Raw genomic sequence first — 8,585 nt, 5'->3', positions numbered from 1 at the left:
TGCGTCAGCGCCTTCCGCGAGGCGGCGGCCTCCGCCCCCGCCGCAGCTATCGCGGCAAGCTCTCGTGCCGCAGCCGCTAGCCGCGAGGCGCCTCGCACTCCCGCCAATTGGGCGGGTGATGCCGCCCTCAGCGTGCTGCTGCTTCTGCTGCTGCTCGAGTGGCTGTACCCGCTGCGCAGATTGTCGGAGCTTACCGAGATATACAGTATCGCATCGTTCGCTGTTACTTTTGCGGCATTCATGCTGTTGGATACGTTCCGCCTGCCGGGTCCGGCGGCATGGTCGGCCAAAGCGTTGTGGATCGTTGCCGTAACGGCTTGGATTCATAACGGACAAACGATACCTTCCCCCTCCTGGTGGCTGCAATGGGGCCGTGAGCTGGCTACCGATGCCGCAGAGGGCTTGCAGGGGAAGGTGGCGAATTGGGAGCCTGCGACACGAACGCTTTGTTTTATGGCGGGCTGGGCATTCTTTATATCCGTCGTGCAATCGTTCGTATTGGAGCGTCGGCAGCTGATTTGGTTTTTTGGCTTGACACTGGGCTATTTGACGTTCTTTCAGCTGGTGTTGACCTTGGATATGTTTTACGCCGTGTTGCGCTGCATAGGCTTAGGACTGCTGCTTCAAGCGATGCTTCAGCCGGGACGGGCGCTCCGCTGGCGGGGCGAAGCGGCCTCTGCTGTTCCCGCCTCCGGGGAACGGATGCGCATCTTTCCTGCGCTGCTGCTAACCGCTGCCTGTCTTGGCGCTGGTTTGCTCGGAGCGACGCTGCACCCGCAGGATATGCGGACACCCGATTGGTCGGGGTATGTCCGATCGCTCGAAAACCGCCTTCTGGGCGGCGCTTGGCTGCAGCGGCACGGATGGGCGTCGGAGGCGAGAGCCCGGACGGGGTACGGCTCCGACGACGGCAAGCTCGGGCAGCCTTTGCAGCAGGACGACAGCCTTGCTTTTACGGCGGTTACCCCCAGGCTTACTTACTGGCGGGGCGAGGCGAAAAGCTTCTATACCGGCCAAGGCTGGGCGAGAGTGGATGACCCGCCGGTCCCGTTCGTTCCCAATCAGGCGGCAAGGCAAGAGGAAATCCGACCGCGTTCGGCGGCTTATGCCCTCGTCCGGCAGGAAATCCACATCGTTTCTCCGGGTTTGAACCGCCAGCTATTCGCGGGCGGCGAACTTAAACGGGTAACATCGATGCAGTCGGCCGAAGGGAAACCGATTCCGACCGAATGGGTCTGGAAGCAGGGCGCGACAGACCGGTATACGATCCCGGCCTTAACGGACCCTCTCGTTTCCTACGAAGTCGACGCTTTGGTGCTGACCGATCGCACAATACCGTCGGCCGATACAGGGACCGGTTATGCTGAGGACGTGCGGAGCCGGTATTTGCAGCTTCCCGCCTTGCTGCCGGAGCGGGTCCGCCGCCTCGCGGAGCAGCTAACTGCGGGTTTGCAGACGCCCTATGCGAAAGCGGAGGCGATCGAGCGTTATTTAAGGGAGCATTATCCCTACAGCTTGGAAGGGACGCGAGCCGCGGGGGAGAACGAGGACTTCGTCGACCGGTTCCTGTTTGAGCAAAAAAACGGGTATTGCGATCACTTTTCCACCGCGATGGCCGTGCTGCTCCGCTCCGCCGGGGTACCGGCCCGCTGGGTCAAAGGATTCGCGCCTGGCGAGGCGGTATCCCGGGCGGCCGCCGACGGAGACGAACGCTACATCGTCCAAGTGCGCCAAAAGCATGCGCATTCCTGGGTAGAAGCGTATTTTCCGTCGGTCGGTTGGGTTCCGTTCGAGCCGACTCCGGGCTATGCCCTTACGGGAGCAGCTTCCGCCGACGCGGCTCCTGCGGCTGCTTCAACCGCCGCTCTGACGGCAAATAATGAAGTAGGCAAGCGGTCGTTCGTATCGCAATGGGCTTCAACACTGACAGATTTGGCAAATGCCGCACTTGATCGTGTAAAAGCGACGTTATCCACGGTTGCCACAGCACTTGAAGGATGGATGCGCGCCGTAGTACCCTTTTTACAGAGCACGCTTTTCCTCTGGTCGCTAGCGCTGCTCCTTGCCAGTGGCTTCCTCATGGCGTTCCTCAGCGTGAGTCGAACCCGGCAACGCGGCCGAACGCAGACCGCCGCCAGCCGCAGCTTGCGCCGGGCCTCGCTGCACCGTTTCGCCGACCGGCTGTGGCGGCGGCTGCAGCGCTCGTACGGCCGTGCGGAGCCGCAGCAAACGCTGCGCGAATACGCGAATACCCGCCGCTGCCGCAGCGAGGCGCAGCGCATCACGTTGCTTCAACTGGCGCAGCTGCTTGAAACGGTGCGTTATGCCGGTCCGGATGGCCCGCAGGAGCAGGTCACCCGCCGTATGCTCACGGACGCATGGCGGCGCCTGCGTCAAAGCCGGAGCCTGGAACCGTAGGCGCTCTTCTACGAAGAGCCGCCTCCCGTTCCGGGCTTTTTCTTCGTCCGCGCGGTCCGGGTCGCCCACAGCTTACTCACAATGCATATCCGAATATAGGAGAAGCATCGTATCCACATTTCCCCACCGGACAGTCGTTGCTGTTTCGTTTATGCACATATTCCCGGCATCATATTCGCTGCCGCGCTTGTCCACATCCCGGGGGCAACCGAATACGAATACGCCCCGAGCCGGGTTTCTTTTTCGCAAAACCCTTTTCTGGGTCTTTATGGAAGAGTTATAGCGCTTACAATGGCGCTGTGCCGCGACTTTCCGCTCAGGCATTGCCCTTTGCCGGGCAGAAGTTTATAATAAGTTTCATTGAAAACGAACGAAGAAGCCAGGAGGAACTTACTTAACATGGACAAGCCGAACGAAATCATTGTGGTGCTCGACTTTGGCGGACAGTACAACCAGCTCATCGCCCGTCGGATTCGCGACTTGGGCGTTTACAGCGAATTGCTCCCTTACAACACCCCGATTGAAAAAATCAGAGCGCTGCAGCCGAAAGGCATCGTTTTCTCGGGAGGCCCTGCCAGTGTGTACGGAGAAGCATCGCCGCTGGTTGACCCGGCCGTGTACGAGCTTGGTGTGCCGATTTTCGGAATTTGCTACGGCATGCAGCTGATGGCGCACCAATTGCAGGGCAAGGTGGAACGGGCATCGAAGCGGGAGTACGGCAAAGCCGAAGTCGATTTCGCCGACGCGTGCGGTTTGGTGCATGGCCTCGATAAAAAACAGACGGTTTGGATGAGTCACAGCGACCTTGTCGTCCAAGCGCCGGAAGGCTTCGTCATTGACGCAAGCACCGAGCACGCTCCCGTAGCGGCCATGAGCCATCGGGAGAAAAAAATGTTCGCCGTTCAATTCCATCCGGAAGTGCGTCACTCCGTCTACGGCAACGATATCATCAAAAACTTCTTGTATCATATTTGCGGCTGCGAAGGCAAATGGAGTATGGAGACGTTCATCGAAGATACGATCCGCGACATCCGCAATCAGGTCGGCGACAAAAAAGTGCTCTGCGCGCTCAGCGGCGGCGTCGATTCGTCCGTCGTGGCGGCACTCATCCATAAAGCGATCGGCGATCAATTGACTTGTATGTTCATCGATCATGGTCTGCTGCGCAAAGGCGAAGCGGAAGGCGTCATGGAAACGTTTGTCGGCAAATTCGATATGCATGTCGTCAAAATCGACGCGCGCGAACGGTTCCTCGGCAAGCTTGCAGGTGTGGACGATCCGGAACAAAAACGCAAAATCATCGGCACGGAATTCATCCGCGTCTTTGAAGAGGAATCGGCCAAGCTCGGCGATTTCGCCTTCCTTGCCCAAGGCACGCTGTACACGGACATTGTGGAAAGCGGCACGGCAACGGCACAAACGATCAAATCGCACCATAACGTTGGCGGTTTGCCGGAAGACATGAAGTTCCAGCTCGTGGAGCCGCTCAAAGCACTGTTCAAGGACGAGGTCCGTAAGGTCGGCGAGGAATGCGGTCTTCCGGCGGCTATCGTATGGCGCCAGCCGTTCCCGGGTCCGGGACTTGCCATTCGCGTGCTTGGCGAAGTCACGGAGGAGAAGCTGCACATCGTGCGCGAATCCGACGCGATTCTTCGCGACGAAATCGCCAAAGCCGGTCTTGACCGCGAAATTTGGCAATATTTCACCGCGCTCCCGAATATGAAAAGTGTCGGCGTCATGGGGGACGAGCGTACGTATTCGTACACCGTCGGCATCCGTGCCGTAACGTCGATCGACGGTATGACCGCCGACTGGGCGCGTATTCCGTGGGACGTGCTGGAGAAAATTTCGGTACGCATCGTCAACGAGGTCGATAACGTCAACCGCATCGTGTACGACGTCACTTCCAAGCCGCCGGCTACCATCGAGTGGGAATAATCGGCAAGCCCGTTTTCTTCGAACGAAGAGGACGGGCTTTTTTCAATGCGCAGCCTGCCTGCCAAACACGGACTGTCTGTCACGATTCCGAACGAATTTATAACAGACGCGCAGATTGTTCGGAAAAATAATTGACAATCGTCGCTCCCGATTTTAGAATAAGGATTGTTGACAAAATAGGAATAACCGTTTCGTATAATTCCGGGAATCGGCCTGGAAGTTTCTACGAGATCACCGTAAATGATCTGGCTACGAACAAGGATAGGACGGTTCACGGATATATCCGTGGAGCCTTCTTTTGCTTGATAGCCCGGGGTCTTTACCCGGGTTTTTCGTCGTTGTTCCGATTAAATATGTGGGAGGATTTCTAGAATGGACCGGTTTTTTAAACTGAAGGAAAACGGTACCACCGTACGTACCGAGATCATGGCCGGGTTGACGACGTTTATGACGATGGCCTACATTTTGGCCGTGAATCCGAACATTCTTAGCGCGTTCGGCTCTGGAGCGACAGGCATGGACTGGACGGCGGTGTTTCTTGCCACAGCGATTGCCGCTGGCGTGATGACGATTGCGATGGGCCTGTTCGTCAACTTTCCGGTTGCGCTTGCGCCGGGGATGGGGCTCAATGCGTATTTTGCAACGGTTATTTTAGCATCGCAAGGTCAATTCACGTATCAAATGGGATTGACGGCGGTTTTCATTTCCGGTTTGATTTTCATCGTATTGACGGTAACCAAAGTGCGGCAGCTGCTGCTGGTCGCCGTGCCGGACAGCCTTAAGCACGCGATTACCGTAGGGATCGGGCTCTTCATTGCGATTATCGGGGTGAAGAACAGCGGCCTGCTGACGGTCGCGGTAGAAGCGGGAAAAGACATTCCGGCGCATAAATATACGGACGTTCTTTCGTTTGAAACGGTATTCCATATCGGCAGCATGAAGGATCCAAGCGTGCTGCTCTGCATTATCGGCTTGGCGCTCATCTCCATTCTGATGGTGCTGCGCGTCCGGGGAGCGATTTTGTTCGGGATTTTGCTCACGACGTTGGTCGGCGTGTTCATGCACAATCCGGATGGCTCGCCTATGGTGAATTTCGCTAACCTGACAAGCGCCAAAACAACGTGGGTGCCCGACATGAGCAAGCTGGCGTTCGCTCATTTTGATTTCGCCGGTATTATGCATGCGGGAATCATCTCGGTCATTGCGACGTTCACGTTTGTTGAGATGTTCGACACGTTCGGCACGCTCGTAGGCACGGCCAACCGTGCGGGCTTCATGAAGAACAAGGAAGAAGGCAACAAAAAAGTCGGCAAAGCGATGATGGTTGACGCCGTTGGCGTCAGCGCCGGTGCGTTGGTCGGAACGAGTACGGTGACTGCTTTTGTCGAAAGCTCTGCGGGGGTTGCCGAAGGCGGACGCACAGGTCTTACGGCGGTTACGACGGGCGTATGCTTCCTGCTGGCGCTCTTCTTGGCGCCAATTGCGGCGCTCATTCCGGGGCCGGCAACGGCAGCGGCTCTGATCATCGTTGGGGTGCTGATGATGCAGGCGGTGCGGGAGATCGATTTTCAAGATCTGGTTTACGGCATTCCGTCTTTTCTGATCGTGGCGCTTATGCCGTTCACGTATAACATTGCGAACGGGATTTCGTTCGGGATCGTCAGCTACGTACTGCTGGCGACGGTCGCCAAATTGGGCGGCAAGGGCCAATACAAAGTGCATTGGCTGATGTGGCTGCTGGCCGTTCTCGTGGTCGCGCGCTATATGTTTGTCGGCGGAGAATAAGCTTACGATGGTAAATTTGCCTGTCGTCTCTTACATGAGACGGCGGGCTTTTTTAGTGTACGAAAACGAATACGGCGAGCCGAAAGCAAAAAAATCGCCAGCCTTCGAGTGGATTATAGCGGCGAACATAGGGAGTAGAGGCTGTGGATATAGTTATCCACAGCCTCTGTGCATAATGTGGGTAATTCGCGAAATCCGCGTCAGAAGAACGTTTAGCGTGCTCCGTTTTCCCAAGGGGGAGTGGATAAGTTTTTCACAGTGAATATGTGGATAATGTGAATAAGTTTGTGGATTCCTTGAAAAAGCCTGATTTTTCTAGAGAAAATGACAAGTTTTTATGGGGATAATGTTGTGGATAGAGTGAATAGCTCAGGAACAGGGGATAAGCTGGATAAAGCGGAACGAATTGGGCAAAGTACGAAAAAGAGTACTTTTGCTAGGGATTCGGCGGAGCATGCAAAAATTTGTTGCTATTGCACGTGCGATACGCTGCATACGACGAATTCCTAGATGAGCGATTGACAAGGGAGAGGCGGAACTTCATGCGCAATGGAACGATTCGTCGAAAAGCCTCCAGGCTGTATGCCAAAGGGATCGTTTGTATCATGGCAGCCGTATCGTGTATGTGGATGAGTGTGACCTATGGCGCCTCCCCGGTTTATAGCTTGGGGACAAATTCCATTTCACAGGGGCAGGTTATCCCCACCCAACAGGAAAAATCGGAAGTTATCCCCAATTCTGAAAATTGTCCAATCGTTACGGTGATTTCTATACCCGGGTTATCGTTTATGGAGCTGCAGCCGGAGTGGTTGGACCATCTTCCGGCCTTGCGGAAGCTTGCCACAACGGGGCGCTTGGCTGCAATGAATGTGCGCGTCCCTTATAAAGGACTGGAGTCGGTGTACGCGACTTGGGGGGCGGGAACGCCGGCAGACGGCAAAGGAGGCGAAGGGTGGAACCGTGCAGAGCGGCGGGACGGGCAGTCCGCCTTAGCGCTCATACGCAGGTTTGCCGCTGACGGGGCGGAGGGTGTCGTTTCAAACGTCTCGGTGCTTGTTCCGGCTTACCCTTCACTCAAACGGGACAACGCGGAAGGGAATTACTTGGCCCGACCGGGCTTGCTCGGAGAAACTTTGATACGCCATGGGGTCCGCTTGGGCGTGTGGGGCAATCTCGATGAGCCGGGAGGAGGCACGGATCGCTTCAAGCGGCCTGCCCCGCTTATGATCATGGACGGTCAGGGAACGGTAGCGGCAGGGGATGTGGGCAGGGGTACTCTCATCGCCGATCCCGCGATGCCTTCGGCTGTCCGGATGGACACAGAACGGCTGGTCGAGGAATGGAGAGCGTTTGTTGCCGGACGTAGGGCGCGGCCTGCGGAGGGAACGGATCGTGGAGCGCTCGAAGTGATGGAGCTTGGTGATTGGTACCGGCTGTACGCGGAGAAGGCCTGGTACGAGCCTGCCTGGTTTGCCGAGCGGAAAAGAGCGGTACTGGAGCAGACGGACCGGCTGTTGTCGAAGCTTACGGACGAGATGGAAGCGTCCGGCAGACGTCATGTGCTGTGGCTGGTCAGCCCGAAGGTGCATGCGGAGGCATGGATAGAAAAATGGCAGCTTACTCCGGTCATCCGCTGGTCTTCGGCTATAGCGGAAGGCACGCTGATGTCTTCGGCTACGACGCGGCGTCCCGGGCTGGTTGCGGCTGTTGATGTGGCTCCGTCGCTGCTGGGGGAATTCGGGCTGTCGCGGCCGGAGGGCATGATCGGTTTGCCTATCGTGAGCGCCGAATCAAGACGCGATAGCAGGTCACCGCTTGCCGTACTATTGAGCGATATGCAGCAGATGGCTAACGTCTACGCGCTGCGGCCTACGCTGTTGTACGGGCTTGCCGGGTATGAAGTGTCCGTGATGCTGCTGGGGCTTATCGCGCTGCGGTGGGCGAAGCCGACGGGGCGCTTGCGGAGATGGATGCGCGGTTTGCTGTTTTCGGTGCTGCTTGCACCCGGCGTTCTGCTGGCGCTGGGCTGGGCGGCGAATATGGCCAAGCCCCTATTGGCGGGCTTGGCGCTTACCGCTCCTCTCGCACTCGGAATGCTCGCCGCAGCGGGCTCCCGAAAAATTCCGCAGCTTATGCGTACGCTTGGATGGATCGGAGCGGGAACCGGCACGCTGATCTTGCTTGACGGCTGTACCGGAGCCGAAGCGATGAAGCGTTCGGTGCTCGGGTACGATCCGATCGTTGGCGCGCGTTATTACGGGATCGGCAACGAGTTTATGGGCGTATTGCTCGGTGCTTCGCTGCTTGGGTTGAGCGCGTGGCTGCAGGTCAGGCAGATGCGGACACGGATGCTTAAGAACTGTGACGCCGAGGCGGGGGAAGAAGCGCACCAGCCCGCCGAAGCGGCCGAGCGGGAGGCCGGCGCCAGCGGCCCGGGGCGCGCC

The 8,585-nt window shown here is 57.5% G+C and carries 4 protein-coding genes and 1 riboswitch; all 4 genes read left to right on the top strand.

What is annotated here, in order from left to right; genetic code table 11:
- A partial coding sequence (locus tag PEL01S_RS33665) for a transglutaminase TgpA family protein (protein WP_164824369.1) occupies positions 1-2,418 on the top strand: 2,418 nt, incomplete at its 5' end.
- 399 nt (positions 2,419-2,817) lie between these two features.
- A complete protein-coding gene (gene guaA, locus PEL01S_RS33660) occupies positions 2,818-4,356 on the top strand; it encodes a glutamine-hydrolyzing GMP synthase (protein WP_127463288.1) in 1,539 nt (512 codons plus the stop codon).
- 171 nt (positions 4,357-4,527) lie between these two features.
- Positions 4,528-4,628: riboswitch (purine riboswitch) on the top strand.
- Between the two features lie 100 nt (positions 4,629-4,728).
- Positions 4,729-6,141: an NCS2 family permease gene (locus tag PEL01S_RS33655; RefSeq protein ID WP_127463286.1), complete on the top strand. Its 1,413-nt coding sequence runs from the start codon at positions 4,729-4,731 to the stop codon at positions 6,139-6,141.
- A 542-nt stretch (positions 6,142-6,683) separates the two neighbouring features.
- Positions 6,684-8,585: hypothetical protein (locus PEL01S_RS33650; RefSeq protein ID WP_164824368.1), on the top strand; the 1,902-nt coding region annotated here is incomplete at its 3' end.

Source organism: Paenibacillus elgii NBRC 100335 (assembly GCF_004000865.1).
Classification (GTDB): Bacteria; Bacillota; Bacilli; order Paenibacillales; family NBRC-103111; genus Paenibacillus_G; species Paenibacillus_G elgii.
Note: the sequence above shows the minus strand (reverse complement) of the source record. Positions and strands in the feature narration are given on the sequence as shown.

Coding starts and splice junctions, on each gene's coding strand:
- guaA (WP_127463288.1), top strand. CDS start 2,818: ATGGACAAGCCGAACGAAATCATTGTGGTGCTCGACTTTGGCGGACAG.
- PEL01S_RS33655 (WP_127463286.1), top strand. CDS start 4,729: ATGGACCGGTTTTTTAAACTGAAGGAAAACGGTACCACCGTACGTACC.